General features: G+C 63.5%; 30 protein-coding genes. 14 read left to right on the top strand and 16 right to left on the bottom strand.

Annotated features, from left to right (window positions below; genetic code table 11):
• The first annotated feature begins 23 nt into the window (after positions 1 to 23).
• Genes MB901379_RS13045 through MB901379_RS13035 form a run of 3 tightly spaced genes read left to right on the top strand, consistent with a single transcriptional unit; the run spans position 24 to position 3,098 of the window.
• Positions 24 to 1,283 (top strand): glycosyltransferase family 4 protein, encoded by a 1,260-nt coding sequence (locus MB901379_RS13045; protein WP_158017082.1) that lies wholly within the window; start codon positions 24 to 26, stop codon positions 1,281 to 1,283.
• Positions 1,277 to 2,035 (top strand): class I SAM-dependent methyltransferase, encoded by a 759-nt coding sequence (locus MB901379_RS13040; RefSeq protein ID WP_158017081.1) that lies wholly within the window; start codon positions 1,277 to 1,279, stop codon positions 2,033 to 2,035. Before MB901379_RS13045 ends, MB901379_RS13040 begins: the two co-directional genes overlap by 7 nt.
• Positions 2,022 to 3,098, top strand: coding sequence for a prenyltransferase (locus MB901379_RS13035; protein ID WP_158017080.1), 1,077 nt, complete (start codon positions 2,022 to 2,024; stop codon positions 3,096 to 3,098). Before MB901379_RS13040 ends, MB901379_RS13035 begins: the two co-directional genes overlap by 14 nt.
• Here the strand turns inward: MB901379_RS13035 and MB901379_RS13030 are convergent.
• From MB901379_RS13030 to mmaA2, 3 genes are all read right to left on the bottom strand, one after another.
• Positions 3,079 to 3,762, bottom strand: a complete 684-nt coding sequence (locus tag MB901379_RS13030) for a class I SAM-dependent methyltransferase (RefSeq protein ID WP_158017079.1) — start codon at positions 3,760 to 3,762, stop codon at positions 3,079 to 3,081. The genes MB901379_RS13035 and MB901379_RS13030 overlap by 20 nt on opposite strands.
• A 113-nt stretch (positions 3,763 to 3,875) precedes the next feature.
• Positions 3,876 to 4,154, bottom strand: a complete 279-nt coding sequence (locus tag MB901379_RS13025; protein WP_158017078.1) for a hypothetical protein — start codon at positions 4,152 to 4,154, stop codon at positions 3,876 to 3,878.
• Between the two features lie 463 nt (positions 4,155 to 4,617).
• On the bottom strand, positions 4,618 to 5,481 hold the full coding sequence (gene mmaA2, locus MB901379_RS13020) for a cyclopropane mycolic acid synthase MmaA2 (RefSeq protein ID WP_158017077.1): 864 nt from the start codon (positions 5,479 to 5,481) through the stop codon (positions 4,618 to 4,620).
• Between the two features lie 214 nt (positions 5,482 to 5,695).
• Between mmaA2 and MB901379_RS13015 the strand changes: the two genes are divergently transcribed.
• Complete coding sequence (locus MB901379_RS13015; protein ID WP_197717798.1) at positions 5,696 to 6,550, top strand: sulfurtransferase; 855 nt, start codon at positions 5,696 to 5,698, stop codon at positions 6,548 to 6,550.
• Positions 6,551 to 6,571: 21 nt separating this feature from the next.
• Here MB901379_RS13015 and MB901379_RS13010 read toward each other — a convergent pair whose 3' ends face one another.
• Positions 6,572 to 7,384: a DUF1906 domain-containing protein gene (locus MB901379_RS13010; protein WP_158017075.1), complete on the bottom strand. Its 813-nt coding sequence runs from the start codon at positions 7,382 to 7,384 to the stop codon at positions 6,572 to 6,574.
• Between the two features lie 178 nt (positions 7,385 to 7,562).
• Here MB901379_RS13010 and MB901379_RS13005 point away from each other — a divergent pair, with 178 nt between their 5' ends.
• The 3 genes from MB901379_RS13005 to MB901379_RS12995 all read left to right on the top strand — a co-directional run bounded on the left by MB901379_RS13005 (position 7,563) and on the right by MB901379_RS12995 (position 11,141).
• Positions 7,563 to 8,006 carry a Fur family transcriptional regulator gene (locus tag MB901379_RS13005; RefSeq protein ID WP_158019138.1) on the top strand — a complete coding sequence of 148 codons (444 nt, stop codon included), beginning with the start codon at positions 7,563 to 7,565 and terminating at the stop codon, positions 8,004 to 8,006.
• 36 nt (positions 8,007 to 8,042) lie between these two features.
• The gene (katG, locus tag MB901379_RS13000) at positions 8,043 to 10,283 is read left to right on the top strand and encodes a catalase/peroxidase HPI (RefSeq protein ID WP_158017074.1); all 2,241 of its coding nucleotides are present in this window, start codon (positions 8,043 to 8,045) and stop codon (positions 10,281 to 10,283) included.
• Positions 10,284 to 10,367: 84 nt separating this feature from the next.
• Positions 10,368 to 11,141: an enoyl-CoA hydratase/isomerase family protein gene (locus tag MB901379_RS12995; RefSeq protein ID WP_158017073.1), complete on the top strand. Its 774-nt coding sequence runs from the start codon at positions 10,368 to 10,370 to the stop codon at positions 11,139 to 11,141.
• 278 nt (positions 11,142 to 11,419) lie between these two features.
• Here MB901379_RS12995 and MB901379_RS12990 read toward each other — a convergent pair whose 3' ends face one another.
• Both MB901379_RS12990 and MB901379_RS12985 read right to left on the bottom strand, forming a co-directional pair.
• Positions 11,420 to 11,704 (bottom strand): hypothetical protein, encoded by a 285-nt coding sequence (locus MB901379_RS12990; RefSeq protein ID WP_232021834.1) that lies wholly within the window; start codon positions 11,702 to 11,704, stop codon positions 11,420 to 11,422.
• Between the two features lie 100 nt (positions 11,705 to 11,804).
• Positions 11,805 to 12,035 carry a DUF167 domain-containing protein gene (locus tag MB901379_RS12985; protein WP_158017071.1) on the bottom strand — a complete coding sequence of 77 codons (231 nt, stop codon included), beginning with the start codon at positions 12,033 to 12,035 and terminating at the stop codon, positions 11,805 to 11,807.
• Positions 12,036 to 12,280: 245 nt separating this feature from the next.
• Between MB901379_RS12985 and MB901379_RS12980 the strand changes: the two genes are divergently transcribed.
• Positions 12,281 to 12,913 carry a cutinase family protein gene (locus MB901379_RS12980; RefSeq protein WP_158019137.1) on the top strand — a complete coding sequence of 211 codons (633 nt, stop codon included), beginning with the start codon at positions 12,281 to 12,283 and terminating at the stop codon, positions 12,911 to 12,913.
• Positions 12,914 to 12,998: 85 nt separating this feature from the next.
• On the opposite strand, the gene MB901379_RS12975 is transcribed toward MB901379_RS12980, so the two are convergent.
• The 3 genes from MB901379_RS12975 to MB901379_RS12965 all read right to left on the bottom strand — a co-directional run bounded on the left by MB901379_RS12975 (position 12,999) and on the right by MB901379_RS12965 (position 15,582).
• A complete protein-coding gene (locus MB901379_RS12975) occupies positions 12,999 to 14,054 on the bottom strand; it encodes a M48 family metallopeptidase (RefSeq protein WP_158017070.1) in 1,056 nt (351 codons plus the stop codon).
• Between the two features lie 115 nt (positions 14,055 to 14,169).
• Positions 14,170 to 14,346 (bottom strand): hypothetical protein, encoded by a 177-nt coding sequence (locus MB901379_RS12970; RefSeq protein WP_232021833.1) that lies wholly within the window; start codon positions 14,344 to 14,346, stop codon positions 14,170 to 14,172.
• Positions 14,347 to 14,733: 387 nt separating this feature from the next.
• A complete protein-coding gene (locus tag MB901379_RS12965) occupies positions 14,734 to 15,582 on the bottom strand; it encodes a class I SAM-dependent methyltransferase (protein WP_174237017.1) in 849 nt (282 codons plus the stop codon).
• Positions 15,583 to 15,698: 116 nt separating this feature from the next.
• On the opposite strand from MB901379_RS12965, the gene MB901379_RS12960 reads away from it, so the two are divergent.
• Together MB901379_RS12960 and MB901379_RS12955 are read left to right on the top strand one after the other, a co-directional pair.
• Positions 15,699 to 16,712, top strand: coding sequence for an NADP-dependent oxidoreductase (locus MB901379_RS12960; RefSeq protein ID WP_158017067.1), 1,014 nt, complete (start codon positions 15,699 to 15,701; stop codon positions 16,710 to 16,712).
• A 67-nt stretch (positions 16,713 to 16,779) separates the two neighbouring features.
• The gene (locus tag MB901379_RS12955) at positions 16,780 to 17,616 is read left to right on the top strand and encodes a glycoside hydrolase family 16 protein (protein ID WP_158017066.1); all 837 of its coding nucleotides are present in this window, start codon (positions 16,780 to 16,782) and stop codon (positions 17,614 to 17,616) included.
• A 31-nt stretch (positions 17,617 to 17,647) separates the two neighbouring features.
• Here the strand turns inward: MB901379_RS12955 and MB901379_RS12950 are convergent, their stop codons facing one another.
• Positions 17,648 to 18,016 (bottom strand): hypothetical protein, encoded by a 369-nt coding sequence (locus tag MB901379_RS12950; RefSeq protein ID WP_158017065.1) that lies wholly within the window; start codon positions 18,014 to 18,016, stop codon positions 17,648 to 17,650.
• A 4-nt stretch (positions 18,017 to 18,020) separates the two neighbouring features.
• A complete protein-coding gene (locus tag MB901379_RS12945) occupies positions 18,021 to 19,361 on the bottom strand; it encodes an adenylate/guanylate cyclase domain-containing protein (RefSeq protein ID WP_158017064.1) in 1,341 nt (446 codons plus the stop codon).
• 67 nt (positions 19,362 to 19,428) lie between these two features.
• On the opposite strand from MB901379_RS12945, the gene MB901379_RS12940 reads away from it, so the two are divergent.
• Together MB901379_RS12940 and MB901379_RS12935 are read left to right on the top strand one after the other, a co-directional pair.
• Positions 19,429 to 19,698, top strand: a complete 270-nt coding sequence (locus MB901379_RS12940) for an EF-Tu/IF-2/RF-3 family GTPase (protein ID WP_158017063.1) — start codon at positions 19,429 to 19,431, stop codon at positions 19,696 to 19,698.
• A 220-nt stretch (positions 19,699 to 19,918) separates the two neighbouring features.
• Complete coding sequence (locus MB901379_RS12935; protein ID WP_232021832.1) at positions 19,919 to 20,110, top strand: hypothetical protein; 192 nt, start codon at positions 19,919 to 19,921, stop codon at positions 20,108 to 20,110.
• Positions 20,111 to 20,134: 24 nt separating this feature from the next.
• Here the strand turns inward: MB901379_RS12935 and MB901379_RS12930 are convergent, their stop codons facing one another.
• Together MB901379_RS12930 and MB901379_RS12925 are read right to left on the bottom strand one after the other, a co-directional pair.
• Complete coding sequence (locus MB901379_RS12930; RefSeq protein ID WP_158017062.1) at positions 20,135 to 20,884, bottom strand: hypothetical protein; 750 nt, start codon at positions 20,882 to 20,884, stop codon at positions 20,135 to 20,137.
• On the bottom strand, positions 20,881 to 21,702 hold the full coding sequence (locus MB901379_RS12925) for a hypothetical protein (protein WP_158017061.1): 822 nt from the start codon (positions 21,700 to 21,702) through the stop codon (positions 20,881 to 20,883). Before MB901379_RS12925 ends, MB901379_RS12930 begins: the two co-directional genes overlap by 4 nt.
• A gap of 278 nt (positions 21,703 to 21,980) precedes the next feature.
• Between MB901379_RS12925 and MB901379_RS12920 the strand changes: the two genes are divergently transcribed.
• Positions 21,981 to 22,802 carry an alpha/beta fold hydrolase gene (locus MB901379_RS12920; RefSeq protein ID WP_158017060.1) on the top strand — a complete coding sequence of 274 codons (822 nt, stop codon included), beginning with the start codon at positions 21,981 to 21,983 and terminating at the stop codon, positions 22,800 to 22,802.
• Between the two features lie 13 nt (positions 22,803 to 22,815).
• On the opposite strand, the gene MB901379_RS12915 is transcribed toward MB901379_RS12920, so the two are convergent.
• Positions 22,816 to 23,718, bottom strand: coding sequence for an NAD-dependent epimerase/dehydratase family protein (locus MB901379_RS12915; RefSeq protein WP_158017059.1), 903 nt, complete (start codon positions 23,716 to 23,718; stop codon positions 22,816 to 22,818).
• A gap of 12 nt (positions 23,719 to 23,730) precedes the next feature.
• Here MB901379_RS12915 and MB901379_RS12910 point away from each other — a divergent pair, with 12 nt between their 5' ends.
• On the top strand, positions 23,731 to 24,024 hold the full coding sequence (locus MB901379_RS12910) for a hypothetical protein (protein WP_158017058.1): 294 nt from the start codon (positions 23,731 to 23,733) through the stop codon (positions 24,022 to 24,024).
• A gap of 164 nt (positions 24,025 to 24,188) precedes the next feature.
• Here the strand turns inward: MB901379_RS12910 and MB901379_RS12905 are convergent, their stop codons facing one another.
• Both MB901379_RS12905 and MB901379_RS12900 read right to left on the bottom strand, forming a co-directional pair.
• Complete coding sequence (locus MB901379_RS12905; RefSeq protein ID WP_158017057.1) at positions 24,189 to 25,613, bottom strand: amidase; 1,425 nt, start codon at positions 25,611 to 25,613, stop codon at positions 24,189 to 24,191.
• Positions 25,614 to 25,754: 141 nt separating this feature from the next.
• On the bottom strand, positions 25,755 to 26,627 hold the full coding sequence (locus MB901379_RS12900) for an enoyl-CoA hydratase/isomerase family protein (RefSeq protein ID WP_158017056.1): 873 nt from the start codon (positions 26,625 to 26,627) through the stop codon (positions 25,755 to 25,757).
• Positions 26,628 to 26,933: the final 306 nt, after the last annotated feature.

The raw sequence follows: 26,933 nt of genomic DNA, 5'->3' as shown, positions 1-26,933 counted from the left end.
TACCCAGCGGAGAAGAGTTAAGTATGCGAATTGCCCTGCTGTCCTATCGGAGTAAGGCTCATTGCGGCGGACAGGGCGTCTACGTGCGCCAACTCAGCCGCGGTTTGGCGGACCTCGGCCATGATGTCGAAGTATTCTCCGGTCAGCCTTACCCGGAGCTGCTCGATCCGCGGGTGCGGTTGACCGAAGTGCCAAGTCTTGATCTCTATCGCGAGCCCGACCCGTTTCGGGTACCCCGTCCCACCGAGATTCGCGATTCGATTGACCTGCTGGAACTTGCCACCATGTGGACCGCGGGATTTCCTGAACCCCGGACGTTTTCACTGCGTGTCGCCCGTTTGCTGGCCGACCGTGGCGGTGACTTCGATCTGGTTCACGACAACCAGAGCCTGGGCACGGGACTGATCCGCATCGCCGACGCGGGGTTACCGGTGGTGGCTACGGTGCATCATCCGATTACTCGAGATAGGGTGCTCGACCTGGCCGCAGCGCGGTGGTGGCGAAAGCCTTTGGTGCACCGCTGGTATGGCTTTTCCAAGATGCAGAAAGAGGTTGCACGGCAGATACCCGACCTGTTGACGGTGTCATCGTCGTCGTGTGCCGACATCGTCGCGGACTTCGGCGTCTCGCCGGATCAGCTGCACGTGGTGCCCTTGGGCGTCAACACTGAGCTCTTCAAGCCGGGATCCGGAGCACGACAACCGGGCAGAATTATCGCGATCGCCAGTGCTGACACTCCGCTCAAGGGTGTCAGCACCCTGCTGCAAGCGGTTGGCCGACTTCGGACGAACCACAAACTGGACCTTCGGCTGGTAGCCAAGGTGGAACCCAATGGGCCCACCGAAAAGCTAATCGCCGAACTGGGAATCTCCGATATCGTCCACATCAGCAGCGGGCTTTCCGAAACGGAATTGGCTGCTTTGCTCGCCTCAGCCGAGGTTGCCTGCATTCCTTCGCTCTATGAAGGGTTTTCGTTGCCCGCGGTGGAAGCCATGGCAAGTGGCACCCCGATCGTCGCCAGCCGTGTGGGCGCCCTGCCGGAAGTCGTGGGCACCGACGGTACCTGCGCACAGTTGGTGCCCCCTGCCGACGTGGCTGCGCTCACCGGCGCGCTTGGCGAGCTTCTCGATTCGCCGGAGAAGCGGCGCGCCCTTGGCGACTCGGGCCGACAGCGTGCAGTGGATGTTTTCAGTTGGGAGGCTGTCGCGGCGCAGACCGTACGGGTCTACGAGCGGGCACTGGCGCGCAGCGCTGCCCCTGACGAGAGTAAAGTGCAATGCTAACAGTGGATTTCGATCGCCTCGGCGTCGGACCTTCGACCATGGTAATCGACGTCGGCTGCGGAGCGGGTAGGCATGCGTTCGAAGCGTACCGCCGCGGTGCCAATGTCGTCGCCTTCGATCACGATGCCTCCGAGCTGCGTTCGGTGGAAACCATGTTGCATGCGATGGCCGAAGCGGGTGAAGTTCCGGCTACTGCGTCGGCAAAGGCGGTGGTGGGTGACGCGCTGAGCCTGCCATATGCGGACGAGACGTTCGACTGCGTCATCGCATCGGAAATTCTGGAGCACGTACCGCAGGACGGCGCCGCGATAGCCGAGCTGATCAGGGTACTCAAAGTTGGTGGCATGCTTGCGGTCAGCGTGCCTCGTTGGCTACCGGAACGGGTGTGCTGGCTTCTTTCCGAGGAGTATCACAGCAACGAGGGCGGCCACGTGCGGATCTACCGCGCCAGCGAGCTGAGGGACAAGATCACCGGTCACGGGCTGGAATTGGTGCACGCGCATCATGCGCATGCCTTGCATTCGCCGTTCTGGTGGTTGAAATGCGCTGTTGGCGTATCGAATACGGATCATCCTGCGGTGGCGGCCTATCACAAGCTGTTGGTGTGGGATTTGATGCGGCGCCCAAAGATCACCCGGTTGGCCGAGTCGCTGCTCAATCCGATCGTGGGTAAAAGCGTTGCGATGTATTTCGGTAAGCCGGATCGGGCCACGGGCCGGGCCAATCGAGGACGTTCAGTTGCTGCGGTCTAGTCTTCCGGCGGTTCCGGGTGTCCTTACCCGTGAGCAATGCCACCAGACCGCGTTGTCCATCGCCGCCGCGCAGGAGCCCTCGGGCGCGATCCCCTGGTTCGAGGGTGGCCACACCGATCCATGGGACCATGTGGAGTGCGCAATGGCACTCACCGCAGCCGGTTTGGTGAAACCGGCGCGGGCCGCTTTCGACTGGTGCCGGCGCACGCAGCGCGCTGACGGCTCGTGGCCCATCCAAGTCCGGGCTGGCAACATCGAAGATGCCAACAGCGACAGCAATTTTTGTGCCTACATCGCCACCGGCGTTTGGCACCATGTGGTGGTCACTGGTGACACCTCCTTCGCTGCCGCGATGTGGCCGGTGGTACGCCGGGCGGTCGACTTTGTCATCGACTTGCAGGTTGGTTATGGCGAGATTGTTTGGGCCCGAAGCGAAGCCGGACCGCTGACAGAAGCGTTGATGACCGGATGCGCCAGCATCTTTCATGCCATCCGGTGCGCGCTCGCGCTCGCGGCCGTCATTGGCGATCCACGACCGGAGTGGGAATTGGCACTCGGAAGGCTGGGCCACGCGATCGTCGCGCATCCGGAGGTTTTCGCCGAAAAGGGCCGATACTCCATGGATTGGTACTACCCCATCCTCGGTGGAGCGCTGCGTGGCCCGTCGGCTGCCGCGCGAATCAACGAGCGCTGGAACGACTTTGTGGTCGACGGTCTGGGCATTCGCTGCGTCAGTGACCGGCCCTGGGTGACGGGGGCCGAAACCTGCGAATTGGTAATGGCGCTTGACGCAATCGGCCACCGCGCCGCCGCGCATCGACAGTTTGCCGCGATGCAGCACCTGCGTGACGAGGACGGCTCGTACTGGACAGGATTGGTGTTTGCCGACGGGAAGAGGTGGCCCGAGGAGCGCACCACGTGGACCGGAGCGGCGATGATTCTCGCGGCGGATGCATTGTCGGGTACTACGGCGGGCAGTGGAATCTTCCGCGGACAAGGACTGCCGATGGGACTGCAGAGCGATTTCGAATGCGAATGCGTGGTCAGCGGCCCCGGTCGGTGACATCGATGTGCTGGCCCGGCTGATCACCGGTGCGCTCGAGTACCCGCAGTGACCCGGTGATTGAAACCTGCTGGAAGTGACCCGAATCGATGGCACGGCAATAGATATGGTATGGCGCGCGGCCACCGTCGTTGGGGTCGGGGAACACGTCGTGAATGAGTAGCGCGCCGCCGGGGGTCACCCATTTGGCCCATCCCTCGAAGTCCTGTGCAGCGGCAGCTTCGGTGTGGCCGCCGTCGATGAACAACAACTGCAGCGGCGACCTCCACGCTCGAGCCACCATTGGCGACTTGCCGACGATGGTGACGACATGATCGTCCAAATGGGCGGCGTCGAGTATGCGCCGAAATGTGGGCAGGGTGTCGAAAAGTCCGGTAACCGGGTCGACCAGCGACGCGTCATGGTACTCCCACCCGGCCTGGTGTTCCTCCGAGCCGTGGTGATGATCGACCGTGTAGAGCACGCTGGCCGTTTGTTGTGCCGCCGCGCCGAGCAACAAGGTCGATTTACCACAGTAGGTACCGATCTCGACGCCGAGGCCGCCGCCAAGGTACCGCACCGCGGCGTCGTAGAGGGCACGCCCCTCGTCGTCCGGCATGAATCCTGGCACTTGCTCGGCGAGCGCGAACAGCTGCTCGGTTGTGCTGACCCCGTCGCGGCCCATCAGTTGAATCTATCGGCCACCCCGATAGTGCCGCCATGGTGGTTGATCTCGTTGCTGGCCAACCTCCAGCGCGGCATTGCCTGGACAGTCGTCCGGTGTGCCGGCGGCCTTCGTCAGCCGTGTGGCGCCTCGGATATCTTGCTGTCGGGCTTGCCCAGAGTTTGGCAGTATGTCGTCGCGGACAGACGCGTTGCCGAAATCTCCATATTGGTCGGTTCGGCACCGCTTTTGTCCTTGAGCATTTTGCTGACTTCTTCGCTCTGCTTCTTCTCGTCCTGGGTAACGAAGTCCTTGCACTTGGTATCGCCGCCGGTGTTGACGACCTCCGAGGCAGAACATCCGCTGAGCAGCAGCATGGCTAGGGCGAAGGTGACGGGTGCAACTGACCGCATCGTTGGCCTTTCTAAGTCGGGTACTGACTACTTGTAGACCAAAATGCTAAATCGCAAACGCCGAAAGGGATCCTGACCGGCAAATCACACCGCCGCGGTTCGCTGGTTGTCGGCGGCAGCTAACCGCCAGTCAGTGACCGGGTCGGCACGATTCGACTAACGCCGGCCGATACGTGGCCGCGCCACATTCGCATTGCCAACAAATATGCCGTCCACAGGAACACTGGAGGGTGGAAACAATCATGTGCCCGGGTAGCAACCAGTGCCCACGTTCGCACCGTCGGGGTGGCCCGTCCATCCAACGCGTACCCGAGCCGTGCGCCAACTGGCCGACATCTACGCTCACCGGATCACATTCGCATTCGCGAGGTCGTGAAGCCAGCGTGGTGGACGAATCGTTACGATTCGTCGTCTTTCGGTGGCCGTGTCGTTGTATCTCGCGATGGGCCAGCGGCAACCGCGGCTACTTCTGCAGGGTGAATTGGTTGACGTCGATGTAGCCGGTGCGGAAAAACGTGGCGCAGCCGGTCAGATACTTCATGTACCGCTGGTAGACCTCTTCGGACTGAATCGCGATGGCCTCGTCCTTGTGCGCCTCGAGCTCTTCGGCCCACAGGTCGAGGGTCCTGGCGTAGTGCGGCTGCAGCGATTGGCGGCGGGTCAGCGTGAAGCCGGCCTTGGCGGCGTGCTCCGCCACCATGTCGATCGACGGTAACCGGCCGCCGGGGAAGATCTCGGTGACGATGAACTTGATGAAGCGGATCACGCTGATGGAGATGGGTAGGCCATGCTCGGTGATTTGGTCTCGGGTCAACCCGGTGATCGTGTGCAGCAGCATCACCCCGTCGTCGGGCAAGATCTTGTTGGCGAGGGCAAAGAAGTCGTCGTAGCGGTCGTGGCCGAAATGCTCGAATGCGCCGATCGACACGATTCGGTCGACGGGTTCATCGAATTGCTCCCAGCCCTGCAGCAGCACGCGCCGGCTGCGCGGCGTGTCCAACTCGTCGAACGAGTTCTGCACGTGCACGGCCTGGTTTTTCGACAGGGTCAGGCCAACGACGTTGACGTCATATTTTTCGATCGCGCGCCGCATGGTGGCGCCCCAGCCGCAGCCGACGTCGAGCAACGTCATCCCGGGCTGTAGGCCCAGCTTGCCCAGCGCCAGGTCGACCTTGGCGATCTGGGCCTGCTCCAGCGTCATGTCGGCGCGCTCGAAGTAGGCGCAACTGTAGGTCTGGGTGGGGTCCAGAAACAGCCGGAAGAAGTCGTCGGATAAGTCGTAATGCGCCTGTACGTCGTCAAAATGTGGCCTAAGTTTTTGCGCCATGGTTGTGGTGTATGCCTTTCTGTGCCCCAACGGCCCTGCAGCTGGCATGCCACACATTCCCCGTGGGTGGCTAGGTCAAACACGCCCGCCGCCGCGCGTCGGCTGTGGCAGCGTCGTGCGCCGTCTGGGCGTCCGGCCGGGGTGGGCATGGTTTCGTAGGCTCGTGGGTGTCGGCTGGCGGCAGAACAGGCCGGAAACCACAGGGAGGAACAGGGTGCAAACAGGCAATCAGGTGCTCATTACCGCCGAAGAGCTGGGCAGTCTGTTCCAAAACGGCGAGACGGCGACCCTGTTGGACGTGCGGTGGCGATTTGATGAACCGGACGGCCACCCGGCCTATCTCGCGGGCCACCTACCGGGCGCGGTGTACGTATCACTCGAGGACGAACTCAGCGATCACACGATCAGTTGCCGCGGCCGTCATCCGCTGCCGTCCGGGCGTCGCATCGAGGCCGCCGCACGTCGGTGGGGCGTCTCAGCGGAGGTGTTGACCGTGGTCTACGACGACTGGAACCGGGCCGGATCTGCGCGAGCGTGGTGGGTACTCACCGCGGCGGGGCTTGCGAACGTGCGCATTCTGGACGGCGGCCTGGCAGCCTGGCGGTCGGCCGGCGGGGCCCTAGAGACTGGCCCGGTCGTCCCCGCGGCCGGGAATATCACTGTGCCGCATGATGATCTGTATGCCGGACGCCGCCCTACCTTGACCGCGGAGCAAGCCGCAGCGGGCCTGGTCACCTTGCTAGACGCCCGCGCACCCGAACGATTCCGCGGTGACGTCGAGCCCGTGGATGCCGTTGCCGGTCACATCCCTGGCGCAAAGAATCTTCCCAGCGGCTCGCTACTGACCGGCGATGGCACGTTTCTGCCCCGCAACGCGCTCGATGAGCTGTTGTTCAACCTCGGAGTCGATCTCACCGAGCCCGTCGGTGCGTACTGCGGTTCAGGTATCACCGCCGCGGTGACGGTCGCGGCGTTGGCTGCCGTGGGCTGTGATGCGGCCCTGTATCCAGGGTCGTGGTCGGAGTGGAGCTCGGATCCGAGCCGACCCGTTGCGCGCACCACCGATTGACCCACGCCGCCCGGCGCCGACTCATCGAGGAAAATCCCACTGCCCGTAGTCGACCGCGAGAACCTGGTCCACATCGACGTGTATTCCACCCAGGAGCGGACCTGGGTTTGCGGCGCTGTTGACCACTTCTTGATAAAGCACCGCCGCGGGTTCGCGCTCCCCATGCGACCACGTCTTGGTCTGCCATGCCCAGCGGTGCCCGACGGTGGTGGAACTGCCGATAACGCCGTCAGCGATCGCCCACGCGCACGCCCGAGAATGCCCGTAGATGCCGGTACGTTCGACGCCCAGTACTGAATTGATACCTCGAAACCAGTCGACGGCAACGGTGTTCCAGGTATTCAGGTCGATGTCGTCATCGATGCTGAAGAAAATGGGAGACGAGGCTGTGCCCCCGGCCGCGGTATGGAGCCGCAGGGCGGTTCGCGCGTCATCGCGGCCGCCGTCGAATCCGCGGATGAAATCCGAGGGTGCCGACCAACCGGGCTTGCCATACTGGTAGTTGCTGAGAATCTGCAGACCGGCGGCGCGCAGCGCGTCGGCGTACTCGCGGGTGATGGGTTTTGCCGCGAAGTTTGCCCCCGGCCGAGACTCGGACACGTAGTTGATCACGCCGTCATAGCCGGCCGATCTGATCTCATCAGGCAAGATCCGTTGCTCGGCAAAATCGATCAACCTGCCATCGTTGGCCGATGCCCGCGGTGGGTCGACTGTGGCGGCGATCGGTCCCAGGCTCAGCAGGGCTGGCGTGAGGGCGTATCGAAGGACTCCGCGTCGAGAAATCGGTCGTGGATCGCGGCCTTGTGCATGCCATCGCGCAGCCGAGTCGTGCACTGCGCGATGCTACCAAGAACCCTGGTGTCAGGTGTCGCACATCAACTGGCCCAACGGTTTTCATCTAATGGTGACGCGGTTGGTCAGACCCGTTGCTGGCCGGGACTTTCCTGCGCAGAGGCGCCGAGAAAGTCTTGACTGGTTCAAGAAAACGAGTCACACTTGCGAAGTGTCCTCAATGGCGGAGTACACAGAAAAGCTGCGAGTGGCCGATCTGCGGGTAACCCGGCCCCGGCTGGCTGTGCTTGAGGCCGTTGACGCCAACCCCCATGCCGACACCGAGACGATTTTCTCGGCGGTACGCACCGGCTTGCCCGACGTCTCCCGCCAAGCGGTGTACGACGTACTTAACGCTCTCACCGCGGTGGGCCTGGTCCGCCGCATCCAGCCTTCGGGCTCGGTCGCCCGCTACGAATCCCGGGTTGGCGACAATCATCATCACGTCGTGTGTCGGTCGTGCGGAGTCATCGCCGATATCGACTGCGCAGTCGGCGAAGCGCCCTGCCTGACGCCGTCGGACAACAGCAACGTTTTGGATGGCTACGTTCTCGACGAGGCCGAAGTCATCTACTGGGGCGTCTGCCCCGACTGCATGACCGCAGTGCCCGGATCACAACCGTGATCGCAGCCCGATTCACTCACACCCGGAAGGAATGCTGTGTCATCCGATACATCTGAAAGCCGCCCACCTCAACCCGACACCAAGACCGCCAGCACCAGCGAGAGCGAGAATCCCGCAATCCCCTCCCCCGAGCCAAAGGAGCATGCGCCGCTGACCAACCGGGACTGGTGGCCAGACCAGATCGACGTGTCGACGCTGCATCCAAACCCGACCAAGGCCAGCCCGCTCGGCTGGGATTTCGACTACGCCAAAGAGTTCGCCAAGCTCGACGTCGACGCCCTCAAGGCGGATGTCATTTCGGTGATGACGACCTCGCAGGACTGGTGGCCCGCCGATTACGGCCACTACGGAGGTCTGTTCATCCGGATGAGCTGGCATGCCGCGGGTACCTACCGGATCAACGACGGTCGCGGCGGTGGCGGCCAGGGCATGCAGCGGTTCGCGCCGCTCAACAGCTGGCCGGACAACGTGAGCCTGGACAAGGCCCGTCGGCTGCTGTGGCCGGTCAAGCAGAAATATGGCAACAAAATCTCGTGGGCCGACCTGATCATCTTTGCCGGCAACTGCGCCCTTGAATCCATGGGCTTCAAGACCTTTGGTTTCGCGTTCGGCCGCGAAGACGTCTGGCAGCCCGAAGAGACGCTGTGGGGAGAAGAGGACACCTGGCTGGGGACCAATAAGCGCTACTCGGGCGAACGGGATTTGGCGCAGCCCTACGGTGCCACCACCATGGGACTGATCTATGTCAATCCCGAAGGCCCGGAAGGCAAGCCGGATCCGATCGCGGCGGCGGTGGATATCCGCGAGACGTTCGGCCGGATGGCGATGAACGACGAAGAGACCGCAGCTCTTATCGTCGGTGGTCACAGCTTCGGCAAGACCCATGGCGCCGGCGATGCCGATTTGGTCGGTCCCGAGCCGGAGGCCGCTCCCATCGAACAGCAGGGCCTGGGCTGGAAGAGTTCGTATGGCACCGGCAAGGGCAAGGACACCATCACCAGTGGCCTGGAAGTGGTGTGGACCGAGACGCCCACCAAGTGGGGCAACGGATTCCTGCAGAATCTCTACGGCTACGAATGGGAACTCACCAAGAGCCCGGCCGGGGCCTGGCAGTTCACCGCCAAGGACGGCGCGGGTGCGGGAAAGATCCCCGACCCATTCGGCGGGCCCGGTCGCGCCCCGACCATGCTGGTCACCGACATATCGTTGCGGGAAGATCCGATTTACCGGCGAATCACCGAGCGCTGGCTCGAACACCCCGAGGAACTGTCCGAGGCGTTCGCCAAGGCGTGGTACAAGCTGCTGCACCGAGACATGGGACCCATCAGCCGCTACCTCGGGCCATGGATCCCAGAACCGCAGTTGTGGCAGGATCCGGTGCCGCCGGTCGACCACGAGCTGGTCGACGAGCAGGACGTGGCGGCATTGAAGAGCAAGGTGCTCGGGTCGGGGCTGTCGGTGCCGCAGTTGGTCAAGACGGCTTGGTCGGCGGCCAGCAGTTACCGCGACACCGACAAGCGTGGCGGTGCCAACGGAGGCCGGCTTCGCCTGGAACCGCAGAAGAGTTGGGAGGCCAACGAGCCCTCCGAGTTGGCCAAGGTGTTGCCCGTTCTCGAAGGAATCCAACAGGACTTCAACGCCTCGGCGGCTGGCGGCAAGAAGATCTCACTGGCCGACTTGATCGTGTTAGCCGGAACTGCGGCGGTGGAGAAGGCGGCCAAAGACGCCGGCCACGCAATCTCGGTGGCGTTTGCGCCCGGGCGTACCGACGCGTCACAGGAGAACACCGACGTTGATTCCTTCGCGGTGCTCGAACCACGCGCCGACGGCTTCCGCAACTACATCCGACCCGGTGAGAAGGCGCCGCTTGAGCACCTGCTGATCGAACGGGCGCGTCTGCTGGGTGTGACGGCGCCGGAGATGACGGTGCTGGTCGGCGGGTTGCGTGCGCTCGGCGCCAATCATGGCGGCAGCAAGCACGGCGCGTTCGGCGCCAACCCGGGCACGTTGACCAACGAATTCTTCGTCAACCTGCTCGACATGGGTACGGAGTGGAAGGCGTCGGGGTCGGCGGAGAATGTCTACGAAGGGTTTGACCGCTCGTCGGGTCAGCTCAAGTGGACGGCCACCGCGAATGACCTTGTGTTTGGCTCGAATTCGGTGCTGCGTGCACTGGCCGAGGTTTACGGACAGGACGACGCCAAGGAGAAGTTCGTACGGGACTTCGCTGCCGCCTGGGTCAAGGTCATGAACAACGACCGGTTCGACCTCAAATAGCAATCGATAGCAAACGACACCCCGCGAGCCGACGGCTCGCGGGGTGTCGTCCTTGGTGGCACCGATGCGCACTACTGTGCATCCATGAGCCTGGCCACCTATGAGCTGGAAGATCACATCGCCACCATCACGCTCAATCGCCCCGAGGCGGGTAACAGCATCAACGGCACGCTCCGGCGCGATCTGAACGCGGCCTGGGATCGGTTTCGCGACGAGGAGGACGCCTGGGTCGGGATCTTGACGGCCAACGGTGACGTCTACTGTGCCGGAATCGACTTCACCGACGGCGAGGGGGCAGCTGGCACCTTCGGCGGCACCTTCTGGGAGAAGCCGACCATCAATTCTTTCGAGTCCGGCATGGAATTGTTCAAGCCGACCATAGCCGCGGTGCAGGGGCCATGCGTCGGCTACGGGCTGACGGGGGTTTTGTTCTGTGACTTCGTGATCGCCAGCACCGAGGCCACGTTCTCCTTCCGCGAGGTGTTAATCGGTATTCCCACCATCGTTGGGGCGATCCGACTCCCCCAACGGGTGCGCTGGGCGCACGCCATGGAACTGCTGCTGACCGGAAAGCCGATTAGCGCCGAGCGCGCGCTGGAGATAGGTCTGGTGTGGAAGCTGGTCGAGCCCGAGGACCTGCAGGCGGAGGCAAAGGCGTGGGCCCGCACGCTCACCGAGGCCGCGCCGCTGGCCCAGCGGGCGACCAAGGAGGTGGCGTGGCGAACCGCCGATATGGGCTGGATGGAGTCGGTCCGCTTCGGGGAGACAATGCGCAGGGTGGCCGGCGCGACTGGGGACGTGGTCGAGGGTTTTCGGGCACGCCAGGAGAATCGCAAGCCCAACTGGCAGGGCCGTTGACGCCCAATCCACGGTCGTTCAGTTTCCGGCGAACCAGACCGGGGCAGGGGCCTCTCGATAGCCATTGATCGGTTGGCCGGTGGAACTGACGGGCACCGCGGTCATCACCTGAGTTGGTGGCGGATCGGCATGTGCGGATGGTTGCGCCGCGCAACATGCCAACGTAGCAACCGTGACCCGCACGGCGAGGGCACGCCACCTTCCACCACCTATGACGGCCAGCGCAACCTCGTTCGGCGGCGACATACTGCTTGCAGGGTAGAGCCCTGCGGAGGTAGTCACCGACCAAGTAGCCGCGCGGCGACAACTCGCTGGAACCCCAATGGGTCGAAGGCTCGGAGCACCCGGGTAGCGATGGAGTTGGCGATCACCCCTCTGGTGCGCAAGCTGCGGCGGAGACGGCGAACAAGAAGGAACACCAGCAGGCCGCCCGCCGCGCCGGCAAGCGTCGTCGTGCGCGCGCGGCTGCGTCTGGTCGAGGTGATCGACCCGGCTCGGCGACCGAAGTGGTAACCGATGCACAGTGTTGTCACCAGCGCGAAGATCGCCAGCGGCGCTGTCATGAAAAGAGCATCGTCGGTCGCTGTCGCGGCAAGATCACGTGCCAGACACGCCTTGGCCAAAACCCGCGCAGGTCTTGGGTGTTCGCGGGTGGTGGCCGATTTATGGCCTGATACGAAAGCGTTTGAGCCGTGAGCGCGCGCCGGCGACCAATTCGACTCGGCTTCTCGACAGTTTCAGATGGGCGGCCAGCAGGTGGGCGACCGCCTCGTTGGCCTTGCCCTCGGCCGCCGGCTCACGCACATAGATGATCAGCCCAGCGTCGGAGTCTGACTCGACCCGGGGCCCTTTACGGCTATTCGGCTTGACCTTGACGACGACGATGTCGGTCATGATTCCGCAAGGCTACCGTCCGCTGACCCGGCGGCCATGCGGGTGCGTTACGTGTTCCGATCGGTACGCGCGACCCCCTGACGGAATTGCGACCTTGTCGATTTCGGGTCGGAATTTCGGGCCGATTTTGGTGACTGCAGATTGGCAGCGCACCGACGGGCCTCAATGGCTACCATTTTCCTGTGCACGCTCTACTGGGCCGAAATGCGGTTGGTATTTGCCTGGCGGCGGTTGCGATTCCCGCCATGCTGACCGTCGCTGCCGCGGTGCTACCGCCCGGGACGCCGGGGGCAACACGGTCGGCCGCGGCGGCCAATTGTCCCCAAGTGGAAGTCGTCTTTGCCCGCGGCCGATTCGAATCGCCGGGACCGGGCGCGGTCGGCAACGCCTTCATCAACGCTCTTAGCGCCAGGGTCGGGGGCAAAAGCATGGGCACGTACGCGGTGAAGTACCCCGCCGATACGGAAGTAGACGTCGGCGCGAACGACATGAGCCGGCACGTTCAATACATGGCCAACTCCTGCCCCGACACCCGCCTGGTGTTGGGTGGTTACTCGCTCGGCGCCGCCGTCACCGATGTGGTGCTCGCAGTGCCCATGTCCGCATTCGGATTCGACAACCCGCTGCCAGCGGGTACCGATGAGCACATCGCCGCTGTCGCGTTGTTCGGTAACGGAAGTCAGTGGGTGGGCCCGATCACAAACTTCAGCCCGATCTACAACGACAGGACCATCGAGTTGTGCCACGGATCTGATCCGGTCTGCAATCCGACCGATCCGAATACCTGGAAGCAGAACTGGCCGCAGCATCTGGCCAGCGCGTATATCCAGGATGGGATGGCCAACCAGGCGGCCGACTTCGTCGCGGGCAAGCTCTAACCGGTGCGAAGGCCCTGGCCGGGCGACCGACCGGCCGAAGCGAGCCGCGTTCACCCCGACCGGGTCGGGCGAATCGAGCCGCTACCTAGGGATTTGCCCTGGGGGTTTGCCGCCACTCGTTGATCTTGCGACCCAACGAGCCCGCGGCACTCGTCGCGGCCCGTCCCACGCCATCGACGAGGCCGCCGAGACCGTCCCGAATGCCTTTGATCAGCGGATCATCGGACTGGTCGAACTCGTCCTTGTAGTGGCGAGCGGTCTCGCCGATGTCGTCGGACAACGAGGCGCGCTCGTCGTCGGTTCGTCGCGGATAGCGGCCCGACATCACCAACCCGTAGCCACCGCTGTCCACCCACTTGGACAACGCCGCCGCCCGCAGCACCGAAAACGGATGGGTCTGTAGCTCAAGATTGAGCAGTTTGAGGACCCCGTCACGCATGTCGCCGGACCGTTCGTAATCGGCCGCCTGGGCCAAGAACGCCTCCGAGTCCAGCTTGTCCAACCGACCGCCGCCGGCGAGCTTCATTTCCACGCGCATTGCGGTGTCCAAATCTTGACAACACAGCAGCCCGGCGCGGTCTCCGGACAGCTCCGATTTGCGCTGCCATTCCAACAGCGCGGCGACTATGGCACGCAACGCCCAGCCGCCGATCGGCAGGTAGCCGAACGACCGCGCCAACCGCATCAGATGCATCATCATGGTGCGATATACGGCGTGACCGGACAGCGCGTGGCCGAGCTCATGGCCCACCACGAAGCGCAGTTCGTCATGAGTCAGGAGGTCGTAGAGTCCGGACGTGATCACGATGAACGGGTGGTCCATGCCGATGGTGTAAGCGCTCGCTGCCGGCGATTGGGCGACAAACAGGTCGGGTTTGGTCGGTGCGTCCAGGACGTCCACGCATTCTTCGAGCAGCGCGTCGAGATCGGCGAACTGTCGTTGGCCCACGCGTGCCGCGCTGGCCAGGTAGAGCAGCCGGTGCTGGCGCTCCCGCAGCATCCCCGACAGCAGTTTCAGAATCTGGTCGAAACCTTTGAGGCGACGCAGCGCCGACAATGCGGTCCGGTCCGCAGGATGTTCCCACGCACGTGAACTAATCCCCGGAAATGTGGCGCGGGCAGTAGCGGGGTGTTGAGACATGGCGCTCTCTTACGCTCTTCTGGTAGTCCGTTTCAGAATACGGAGATTGGGCGGGAGCGCTATTTCTGCCGAACGCGGCCTAACGGAAGTGCAATAACTACAGATTGTCCAGACGTCAGGCGGGCGAGTCCGCACTTGACCAGGCACTGGTGCCCACGTCGCCACCATTTGCGGCGGCGCGCTGCCGGGCTACATATGCCAAATACGCGGGGTGGCGTTGCATCTCTTCGAAGCGTCGACGTTCGCGCTGCTGGGCGGCAACCCAGGTGGGGTGTGATTGCAGAAAAATCACCGTCGCTCCTGATGCATTCGCCACTATCGTCAACTCCTCTCATCGGCTGACTCGGGTGTCTGCGTTGTGCAACCTGCTGTCGAGCATTCCCAGCAAATCTGTGATCAAACCGTGTCTTAACATGAGAATTAGCCGTGAATTTTGGACGGTAATGCGATCTATCCCCCACAACAGGGTTGTCCCGCCGACGCACAAACGACGCACAAATCGATCACTAAAACCTCGCTGAACTGGTGTTTTGCGGATATGCCGGCGAAATGCGGGTGGTCCTAGGCCGGCGGACCCACCGCGACGATCCTGAGAGCGCGGTAACGGCACTCAGGCCGTCAACGGACCAGTTTCGGGGTGTTGTGCGGTTGGAATCGGCTCGGTGAGTTGAAATGAGCCTCAATGAGTAAGCAGGGTGACCGCGCCCCAGGGCCGGCGGCCGGGTTCCCGCGGATTCGGCTGTGGCAGCCACTGAACTAGGCGCATCGACCACGGCAACCGGTGAAAGCGGCGCGCGGCGGCAAACAGTGATTCTGCCTCGGCAACGTGCCAGCCAAGGCTCTCAAAGAAGGCCAATCCGTCGCCGGGTGCGAACTTGAAGGGCGCATTACGCAGCATGCCGGCCATCTTCTTGTTCATCATTTTCGTCAGACCGGGACTGGCGAAATCCAACATCCACCAACCGACTGCGGGTTGCCGTATTGCCTCCGAAAGCGCAACGACGTCGCTCTCTTCGAGATACATCAATAGGCCTTCGGTCAGAACCAATGCCTTGTTGGCGCCGTTGAGAGCGACGGTAAGAAATGCGTCCCGTGCGCGCGAATCGGCCAGGTCTACGGCGCTTTGGGTCAGCTGGCAGCGTGGTGTCTGGTCGCAAAGCAGCCGGGCTTTCTCCGTGAGCAACTGGGGCAGATCTGCCTCAATCCAGCTGAAATCGGGAGGCAGATCCAGGCGATATGGTCGGGTGTCCAAGCCGGCGGCCAGATTCACTACCCGGTCACAGCCGTCGGTGATCGCCTGAGAAATCGCGTCATCGATGATCTTGGTGCGCGCAACCAGCCACCAACCATTGCGGGTGGTACGTGGCACGGCCGCGACGATGGCACGGCCCCGTTCGCCGGCGAGACGTTTGGCGAGGTGGTCGTGGAACAGCGCGTCGGGGCGTTCGGTCTCGGTCGCCCGATGCAACGCCGTCCACCGAGCCGTATCGGACACATGGGTGATCACATGCGCATCACTAGAACCCATTCCCGGCCTACCTGCCATAGATGCGTTATAGCACCGAATGCCGAGATCACCGCCAGCCCGACCCAAACGAAGCGCAGGGCATATGTCGGCGGATTCGGGTGGGGTACGGTGCGGGCATGACCGACCGAAATCGCCGATTCCTGCTTCGCGCGCGGCCCACCGGACGCATCGGTCCCGAAACTTTCGAACTCAGCGAGGCGCCGATCCCCGAGATCGGCGAGGGGGAGGCGCTGGTACGCGTCGACTGGATCTCACTAGATCCAACCAACCGCGCATGGATCAACGACATGCCCTCCTATCTTCCGCCTGTCGGCATCGGCGAGGTGATGAGAGCGGCCGGGTTGGGTGAGGTCGTTGCCTCGAGAAACCCGAACTACCGGGTCGGTCAAACGGTGCAGGGCCTCGTCGGCTGGCAGGAGTATGCGGTCGCCTCGGAGACCATGCCGTTGTTGCCGGTCAACGTGGCCGAGGGCGTCTCCCCCAGCGCCTACCTCGGTGCGCTGGGGATGACCGGGCTCACGGCCTGGATCGGCATCCGTGACATCGGCAAACCGCGCCCCGGCGAGACGGTGGTCGTTTCGGCGGCAGCAGGGGCCGTCGGATCGGTGGCCGGTCAGCTTGCCAAGGCCGATGGGGCCCGCGTCATCGGGATCGCCGGCGGACCGCAAAAGTGCGCGCTGCTCACTGAACGGCTGGGCTTCGATGCTGCCGTCGACCACCGGGCGGACGATTGGGCGGCCCAACTGGCCGCGGCGACGCCCGACGGGATCGACGTCGACTTCGAAAATGTCGGCGGCGACATCATGGACGCGATCTTCGCGCGCCTCAGCATTCGAGCGCGGGTCGCGCTGTGCGGCCTCATTTCCGGCTACAACTCGGTCGATCCGCCGGCCGGCCCTCGCGCGTTCGGCAATCTGCTCGTTCAGCGCGCCACCCTGCAGGGCTTCATCATCCTCGATCACCTTGGTCGAGCACCCGAGGCAACCGCGGAGATCGCCGGCTTGATTGCTGAGGGCAGACTTACTCCGCTGGAAACCGTCGTGGCAGGTTTCGAGCAGTTGCCCACCGCCATCAACATGCTGTTCGACGGCACGAACGTCGGCAAGCTGGTGGTCAAAGTAGCCGGCTAGACGCAGCACCCATCGGACTCAAAACAACGCTTTCGGGCGGCGCGCCGGGCTGCTATCGTGCCTGGTTATGGCCGATATGGATCGTCGTCAGATGATGCTGATGGCCGGCTTTGGTGTGCTGGCCGCCGCCATGCCCGTCCCGGAAGCGAGTGCCGGCCCGTCTCAACGAGGTATGCCCGCGGCGCCGGCGCCCAATGACCAATCGGGACCGTATCTCTTCCATGACGAGTTCGACGGTCCGGCCGGATCGGCCCCCGATCCGTCGAAGTGGATCGTGGCGCGAGCGCGCGAGGAGATGAAGGACCCGACGTACTGGGAGCAACCCGAAAACGTCGGGCAGTACCGCGACGACCGGCAAAACGTATTCCTCGACGGCAACTCGAACCTGGTCATCCGCGCCGCAAAGGATGGCGATACCTACTATGCCGGCAAAATCCAGAGTCCGTGGCGAGGCGGCATCGGCCATACCTGGGAAGCCCGGATCAAGTTCGACTGCTTGACGGCAGGCTGCTGGCCCGTGTGGTGGTTGGGTAACGAGGATCGTGGCGAAATTGACATCGTCGAGTGGTATGGCAACGGGAGTTGGCCCTCGGCAACCACGGTGCACGCGGAGGCCAACGGCTCGGAGTGGAGGACCCGCAACGTTGCCTTGGATAACGGATGGCACACGTGGCGATGCCAATGGGACGAGACCGGCATCAGGTTCTGGCAGGACTACGTTGACGGAGCTCCGCCGTACTTCACGGTGGAGGCGCGCTCAATTCCTGATTGGCCGTTCAATGACCCTGACTACACGATGTTTCCAGTGTTGAACCTTGCGGTTGCTGGCTCGGGTGGCGGCGACCCGGGCCCGGGGAGCTACCCGGCCGAGATGCGTGTCGATTTTGTGCGTATCTGGGGGTAAAACACGCACGCCTGCGGGCGCTGTGTTGCCCCTATAGCCTGGCCACCACCAGGATTTGGGACCGGTCACGCGGATCCACCCGCACCGGCACCTGGGCGCCGATCGTGAGATGTGGCGCTGTCGACAGCTCGATCGCAATGCGCCGTGTCGTGCGGTAGGCGGCGCGCCGTGGTAGCTGGACATCCAATTCGAACTCGTGCCACGTTCCCAGCGTCGTCGTTGCCACATCCCGATGGATTGCGACGATCGTCGCGACCCCCGCCAACCCTTCGCGGGCGAGCCGCTCCCGCCCTGTGTCGATCGCGTTGAGTTCGGCCAGTAGGTCGCTGGTCCTACGGCGATCGGCCCGCGTGATCCGTTGGCCCGCAGTAGATTTACGCGCTCGTTGAAACCAGCCCATGTGGTCAGTTTCCAATTGTTACCCGGCAGACATCGATTTCTTCGGGCAGGCCTTTGAGCCGGTGCGGGCCAAGGTTCTCAAACACCAGGCCCGACCCGACCGATAGGTCGCGCACGGTGCGGCTGGCAAATACTTCGCCAGCGCCGGCCAATGCGCCGATGCGGGCACCGGTATGAACCGCCATGCCGCTCCATTCCGGGCCACGCCTCTCACATTCTCCGGTATGCACACCGACGCGGATCGGTATGGCCCGTGTGGCGAGGGCTGGTACCAGGTCAAGTGCACACCGCACCGCTCGAGTGGGGGCGTCGAACAGGGCAAATATGCCGTCGCCAGTGTGATTGGCCCGGATGCCACCGTATCGAGACAGTAGGTAGTCGACCACTCTGTCGTGGTTATCGAGTTGATGTCGCCAATGTGCGTCGCCACGCGCGCTGAGCTTTTCTGTCGAACCGACGATGTCGGTAAACATCACCGTCTTGAGTACTCGTTCTTGGGTCGGCGCGCTCGGAGTATCGCAAACGAAATTTAGTGTGTGCGAAACGAGTTCGTCGATAATGTCGGCGCCGTTGTGCGGGCCCGGCGGCAAGGAATGAAATTCGGCATGTGGTAGATCCGCGGCCAGCGCGGCCGCGGCTTCGGCCGGCACCAACCGATCACCCGGACGAGCCAGCACAAGGGTGGGGGTCCGCACCGAGCGAAGAACCCCGCGGACATCCACCTCCGTCAGGGCGCGCCACCAAAGCTTGGCCATCGCCGGACTCATCGTGGAGCGCTGCAGTTTTCCGAACATTTCCCGTGCACCGGCAACGTCGGATGCCTCCCCGTGGAAGAGCTCGAAAAGCGCGCCTTCTCCCCAATGGTTGTCGATGTCGTCCAACTGTGCTTGGAGCTCGGCCGGGGTGAACCCCCATGGGAAATCGGGAAGGTCCTGCGAGTACCGCGCCGCCGTACCCCACAGCACCAGTGATCGAAGTCCTTCCGGAAAGGTGGCGGCGAACAACAGGGTGATTGCACCTCCCTCCCCGGAGCCGACCAGCGTTGGCCGGTCTCCCCCGACCGCGTGCAAAACCGCGGAAAGATCGTCCATGCGTTCGTCCAGCGACAGCAGGTGCGTCGCCGGATCCGACAGGCCGGTGCCCCGCCGATCCCAGACGACGAATTGGGTTATTTGGGACATGAGTTCGATGAGACGCGCATAGGGGCTGTCGGGATGATCCATCGTGTCGACATTGCCGATCATCCACCCGGGGGCCCAGACAACCGTCGGCCCCGACTCACCGAACACTCGGTAGGCCAGGCGAACATCGCCGTTGCGGGCGTAGCCGAGCCCTCTGTCGCTCACGTGATTAGTGTGGCATTTTGGGCCAACCTCGGGGGCGACATCGGATTGGGCGAGTAGCGTGCCGCACATGTTTCGCATGACTGTGCAGGACGTTTTCTTCATCCGCGGTCGAGGCATCGTGGCCACCGGCCGGGTGGAATACGGGGAGTTGAGCGTCGGAGGCGAGGTGCGGATCAACGACGGGCCAAACGTGCGGGTGGACGCCATCGAGGCATTCCGCAAAAAGCTGCAGACGGTGCGGGCCGGGGACAACGTTGGCCTGCTCTTCTCGAGGCTCACCAAGAGCGATGTGGCCGCCGGAGACGTGATCACATCGGCCGGTGCCTTCCTGGCGTAGCGCTAGAGACGCCGCATGGCGGTTCCTTTGACGCGCGGGCCGCGTCGTGGTCCCTTTTGTGATCGGTAGCCGGCCGGCGGGTCTGTACTCGCGGCAACGACGCTGCCAGCGAGGCGGCGCTGCACGAATGGAACAGAGCAAGTGAACATCGTCCCGGCCAGTATCGAAGAAAAGCTCCGCCGCATCGATCCCCAACCCAGCCTGGCGATCGGAATCAGCTGTGGTCTGGTGGCCGGCGTGGTCGTTCTTCCGGCTGATCTGGTTGATCTATATCTCGATGACCTTCGGCTGGTACCTGGGCGCGATGGCCGTCCAATTTGTGCTGTGGGCCGTGATCGGCACCGCGGCGGCGGTCGCGGCTACCGGATGCGTGCGTCGTTACTTCCAGGGATCCGGCGCTAATCAGGATTGATAACTGCACGCTGACCGCCAGGGCTCAAGGATTGGCCAGCGCGCGGCGTGAGATCCGGCACAATGCGTTGTCGAAGAGCGTGTCGAAGGTTTCTTGGTGTCCACTGCTGGCGGTACCGGTTAGGACAAGACCCGAAGTACGTGCGTACGCGTAGTAATCGATCCGGGTCGCGTCCGCGGGTTCGCCGCTGATCGTGGTGGTGACCGAGTAGCGGAATCGTTGGGGTCCGCCGACCGGGCGAGAGTCTTCGAGAATGTTGACCGCATAGGAACCGGCGCCGGCGCTGCTGAATCGCAGGCACCGCGAGACCAGGCTGATGAAGGCGTCGAATCCGCCCGATTCGAATTCGCGGCCGATCGTCAGGCGGACGTCTCGACGGTCGGCGACTTCCGGCGGATCAGCGGGGTCGTGTCCGAACACTTCGGCGGCGTCGAAAGCGCCGGTGGACGCCACGCCCACCACCCCGAAGCATTCGACAGGACTGATGCCGAGGCCCTCGTCGGACACCTGATATCGAAAGTAGCCGAACGTTTCCGAGAGCTCTTTGATATCGCTGACCGTCCAGGTAGACGGGAACTCGCCTTGCTGGGGTAGCAGCTTCGACAATTGCCGGTCACTCAATGTGGCCAGCTTCGGGGTCGGCGGGACCGCGTGTGAGACGCCGCGATGCCAAATGCCGAGTACGGCGGGGGCGGTGATCAGGACCGCCGCGGTTGCCAGCACGCACAGCGCGGCGGCGAACATCCATGGCCAACGTGGTGAAGGATTGTTCATAGTGCCCGTAACCGATGCATCGTTTGGGTGGCCAGCGTGTGCACCAGATTGAGGTCGCTGCCCTCCAGGTAGATGGTGCATTCCAGGAGCACGCCGCGCACCGCGTAATACATGACGTGGTAGGTCAATGCAGGGTCGCGGCTGCTGGCGGTGGTGAACGTTCGGGAGACTGCCACCGCAGCGTCGGCGCCCGTGGCGAAGCGTTCTTCGACCTGAGCGGTAACGGACCGACGGTTTTTGGCCTGGCCGTCGAGAAAGTAATTAGTAACTTGGTAGGAGGAGCAATGGCTAAGCCAGTCAACGTAATTCGTGATCCGGGTTGAAGCGTCCGGGACGACCCAGATGGCGAAACGAGCATTGGGCCCGTGCTCACGACCTTCCCCGGTTGCGGCGAAATACGCCGCGGGCGCATCCTGCACAAACAGTTGGGCATATCGGTCGACTTGCACGTATGCGGCCAGCGCGTCGCCGGAATGGTCAAGAATCCTCGGGATGCTGCCGCACGCGACCGGCTCGTAGTGCGGCGCCGGGCCCGCATTGGGCGGGGCACTCAGCATTGCCGAGTCTGCGGGCGACGCGCGCTGCAACCGCCCGGTCAACGAATAGCCCCAATCGGCCGGAAAGTCGGCGCTGGCCGGCAGGGTTGTCGCCAGCGCCCAGTTGGATCGCGTCGCCAGGTTCATCGATCCGGAATTCGAAGGTGGTGCCGTTACCAGCAATACCAGACCGCAAGCGGCTAGTACCGCGAGAGCGATAGCGCCTACCAGATACGGCCAAGGCTGGCCGCGCACGCTGGGCTGCGCGGCCACCGATTCCATTAGTACTCCTCCTCGCGGGCCGGCCTGTGCGGCATCCGCATCACCACCGGGGTTGCCGGCGTAACACTATCGCGATGATGCGACGGCAAAGCCGACCGACACAGCGATCTCCTGTCACCGTGGATTAGCAATAGATTTCGTCGACATCCGCGAAGCGTCGGTAGCGTCCGGGTGGGCCGAACCCGCGGCGGTTGCCCTCCGGGCGTCTTGCGCCGGCGAGGCTTATCTGTCTATGCACAGTGGCCCCCATGGCTCCAATGGCGTAGGGTCCCCAAGCCATGGCTGGTGCGACGCAATTTGTCGACGCGAATGGACTCAAGTTCGGCTATCTGGCCGAGGGCTGCGGACCGCTGGTGCTCTTGTTGCACGGGTTCCCGGACACGGCGCACTCGTGGGATGATCTTCGTCCGCGCATCGCGGCGAAGGGCTACCGCGCGGTCAGCCCGTTCCTGCGCGGCTACCAGCCGAGCGCGGTGCCAGACCGCGACCCTGACCAAGAGACCCTGACGCGCGATGTTCTTGCGCTGATCGAGGCGCTCGATGCGCGTGATGCTGTCGTCATCGGGCACGATTGGGGTGCGTCGGCGGCCTACGGTGCGGCGACACTTCGTCCGGACCGGGTGACCAAGCTCTTCGTCATCGGAATTCCGCACCCAGCGGCGGTCAGACCTTCACTGAAGAAGCTTTGGGGCGTCCGTCATTTCGCGGCCTATAAGCTGCCCGGTGCGCCGAAGCGGTTTGCGCGTAATGACTTTGCAGCACTTCCGGCTATCTATCGACGTTGGTCGCCGACCTGGCATCCTGATCCCAGTGAGTTCGACGCCGTCCGGGCGACCTTCGCCAACCCGGCGAGTCTGAATGCCGCGTTCGGCTATTACCGCAGGCTCTCCCCCATCCCTTCGGCCTCACTCAAGGCGCGGATCACGGTGCCCACAATAGTGTTTGCCGGGCTTGACGATCCCATTGTCGCGCCGTCGGACTATCGTGGCGCCGCCCGGATGTTCGAGAACGAATACATCGTCGAGGAAGTCCAAGGTGGGCACTTCATGCATCGGGAACACCCCGAGGCCTTTGCCGAACGACTGCTGGCGCATCTGTGACCGCCGGGTTTCACTAGCCTTCCATCGACTCCGGGTGGAACGTGGCTACCATTCGCCGCAGCCCGTCCTGCCAATCCACCGTGGTGCCGCCGATGAGTTCGTGCATGCGGCTGACGTCAACGGGATTAGCGCGCAACGCTTCACCGCTCTCGGCGAACTCTGGCGCGGTGCCGATCAGCGCACCCAGGTAGGTACACCACTGTTGAATGCTGACAATCTGGTCACCGGCCCAGTTGAGCGTGATCGCCGGAACCGAGGCAATTTCAAGCAGTTTGGGGATGGTGGCAATGATGTCGTCCTGGTGGATTGGGTTATAGCGTGCCGGTCCGCCCGGCGGAACCGGGATCGGCATGCCGGCCAGCATCATCTCCATGTGGAAGTACGGCCATCCGCCGTTGTCGCCGTAGGGGACGTTGAGACGGGCGATAGTGGTCGGTACCTGCAGAACACGTGCCATTGACCGCGCAACAACCTCCCCGGCGATCTTGGCGATCGAATAGGTCGGGAACAGCAGCTTGTGGTTGTCGCCGAGTGCGGTCCGCTCGGTTCGCAGATCGTCGCCCGGCGGATCGTAGACGGCCGCTGACGAGCAATGCAGGAAAGCCCGCACCTCGCGGCAGTGCGCCATCAGCAGGCCAACAGACTCGGCGTTTGCCTCGAGATCCCGGTGCCAGTGACCGCTCTTGGCCACCGCAAAGTTGAGCACGTAGTCGAAATCGGACGGAACCCCGGTGAAGTCGGCGGCTGCCAGGTTGACCGTTTGGCAACGAACACCCATTTGCTCAAGGCCGGCGCGCGCGGCGGCGTCGGTGAAGCGAGCAATGCCCCAGACCTCATTGTTGGCCGCTAGCGCCTGGGCGACGGGCGTGGCGACCTGCCCGGTCACGCCCGCGATCAGGATCTTCGAATCGCGCATAACGGTGATGGTATGCCGGCTGCCGTACCCGGGTTGGCGGCCGGCGCGTGGTTCCGGTGCGCCGGCGCTCAAGCGAGCGAATCGCCGGAAACCGCATCCGATCCGACCGCAACGGATCCACCGCGGTGCGACGCACGCCCGGGCCGGCCCAGCCGACTGACTCAAGTTGCGGTGTGGGTGGGAATCATCGCTGGCGTCGTATTCATCGTCGCCGTAGTCATTTTCGAGGGATTTTTGGTGGCGTGGACGTCCGGCCATGGCGGAAACGATGGCTACTTTGCGTCCGGAGCAATCAAGGCGAAATGACGGGCAACTGTCCGATGATGGGTTCCGCCTGCAATCACGGGCGGACAGGGCGGCGCGGGCCCGAAAACTTCGCGCCCATCAGCGCCATGATGCGCTGCGGCGTGACCCGATGGCCGTGGGCCTTCGCGCCTCGGTGGCGGGCGGCCGGTAGATAGCTTCCTGCGCTAGCAACCCCGCAACGGTGGACGGCGGCGATGGAAGGTTGTGACTTGCTGAAATGCGTGCCCGGCTTGTACCAGGAACTGCTCGGCGAACTTCCGGCCGATGAACTGCACGCCGAGCGGGGTACCCCGCGGCGTGGCGCCGGCGGGCAGACAGATCGTGGGGTTGCCGCTTGCGTTGAAAGGCGCGGTCGGTGCCGCCAATCTGGCGATCAGCTGTGGGTCGTGTCCTAGCCCCCGCATGGTTTCCAGGGTCGGCGATGCCAGACCGGAGCTGGGCAGCACCACGATATCCACGTCGTGGAACACTCGGCGCAGCGATTCGGTGAATGCCAGCCGCTGCTTGACCAGCGCCTGGTGTTCTACCGCACCCAACTTTCGCCCGGTGTCGATGAGCTGACGCAGCGTTGGCCCGTATTGGTCGGCATACGCCGGATAGGTGTCGGCGTGTGCGATGGCCGTCTCGACCGAGCGCAACTTCCCGAACGCTTGCACGATCGGATCAAGCGCGGGCAACTCGATTTCGACGACGGGCCACCCCATGCTGTCGAGCGTCTCGATGACGTCGACCATCATCGCATTCGTGTCCTGGTCGAAGGCCGCCACTTTCGGCCAGTCCACGCCGACGCGCGGCATCTGTGTCAAAGCGAGGTTCGCGGCATAGTTCGGCACGGGCTCTACCGACGACGTCGGATCGTTGACGTCCGATCCCGCCATGACCGTGAGCAACGCCGCCGCATCCCTGGCGCTTCGAGCAATGGGTCCGACGTGGTCGAAACTGGCTGCAAGCTCGATGATGCCGTGTCGGCTAACCCGCCCCCATGTCGGCTTGATCCCGGTGAGGCCGCACACGCTGGTCGGAAATCGGATCGATCCCCCGGTGTCCGACGCGATCGAGCCAAAACATAGTCCCGCCGCCGTGGCCACCCCGCAGCCACTCGAGGACACTCCCGCCCACGTTGCCGCATCCCAGGGATTGACCGGCACCGGAAGGCTCGGGTGGTAGCCGAGATAGGCACCCTCCGTCATGGCTAACTTGCCGGTGATCACCGCGCCGGCAGCGCGCAGTCTGGCCACGACGGTGGCATCGTATTGCGGTCGAAATTCATGAAGAATCGTGGTGCCAGCCGCGGTCGGAGCGTCCATCGTGTAGCAGAGATCTTTCACACCGATCGGCACACCGTGCAGGACACCCCGGTAGTGCTCTCGGGCTATCTCGGCGTCGGCGGTCCGCGCCGCCGCTAGCGCTGAGTCCGACATCACCCAGGCGTAGCTTTTCAGTTGACTGTCGAACTTCTCAATTCGGCGAAGCGTGGATTCGGTCACTTGTTCTGATGTGAGTTGCCGCGTGCGAATCAGTTCGGCGACTTCGGTCAGTTCGAGTTTCCAGAGTTCGTCTTTCCAGAGCTCATCACGGTGTTGCGCCATATCGCTTAGCGCACCGTAACCCATTGCACCGCTTGTCTGCCCGCCGGCGGTGCGGTACCGGACCGCCCGCGACGTTTCAACGTGCGCGGAGCGGGCAACCGGGCCGACTCCAGGACACGCGTGCCGTCCAGTACGGACATCTCAGCCCACGTCACCGTCATCGAATACGGGTACGCGTCCCTCGGCGAAGGCCTTTACTCCTTCCCGCAGGTCCGCCCCTTCGTAGGCTTCGACACTGAAGCGGATCAGCGCATCGGTATCAGAGCCGGTTAGCGCTCGACCGCACATGTTGGCGACCACTTTCGATGTGCGCATTGTTACCGCCGATTGCCGGCAGATCTGTCCGACAAGTATGGCGGTGGCGTCCGCCAACTGCTCTACGGTGACAACCTTTTGCACCAAGCCCCAACGTAGAGCGTCGTTTGCGTCGATCAGATCTCCACTGAACAACAGATACTTTAAAGCGGCGGGACCGATCCGGCGCGCGACCGCCTCGGCTTCGGGGAAGCCAAGGATGACACCAAGCTTGCCCAGCGGGATACCGAAACGTGCATCATCGGCCGCGATGGCGACATCGCAGGCGGTGACCAGTTCACAACCACCACCGACGGCAAGTCCACGGACCGCCGCGACGACCGGTACCGGTATCGCGGCCAGGGCGCGCAGGCATGCCGCGAGGGACTCGTTGTAGTTGGTGGCGTCTTCGGCGGTCATCCGCGTATCAGGGAACTCTTTGATGTCCGCGCCCGCGGCGAACGCCTTGTCGCCGGCGCCGCGCAATATGATCGCCCTCAGGCTTGACTCGCCCGCAAGCTCGTCCAGCAGCTGTCTTAGCCGTCGCCAGCTTGCCGAATGCAGGGCATTCTGCGCCTGCGGATGACTTAGCGTAACGATCGCGATTTTTCGATGGCGTTGCAGCGCAACGCGGTCAACGATCTCCCGGGCGGGCGGTTGGCTGAGCATCAAGCGGCTAATCTCACCTTCTAGATCTTCGCCGCAAGTGGCTTCCTCCATGCTGCTGTACATCCTCTCAGTTGCCCTCCGACGCCGCGTTTCCACGCTCGTCTGAAAGTCAAGCTACTCGAACGCCCGCTGGCGCTTCGCCGACCGCGATTCGCGATTTGGGCACCCGGTCGCGGGGAAGCCGGGGCAATCCAGGATCGGCCGTTGTGCCGACGGGCCTATTTCTTGCCTCCAAATTCGCCGAATATGTGCGCTGCAGCAAATGGCAGAAATGGGCGAATGTATTCGGCTCCGACGCCGCCGAATTTACCTCGCGGTATTTCTGTCGGGCGTTTAGGCAAACGGTCGGGGAAACGA

Origin of the sequence: Mycobacterium basiliense (assembly GCF_900292015.1) — a bacterium.
Classification (GTDB): domain Bacteria; phylum Actinomycetota; class Actinomycetes; order Mycobacteriales; family Mycobacteriaceae; genus Mycobacterium; species Mycobacterium basiliense.
This window is presented reverse-complemented; position numbering and strand designations above follow the sequence as displayed.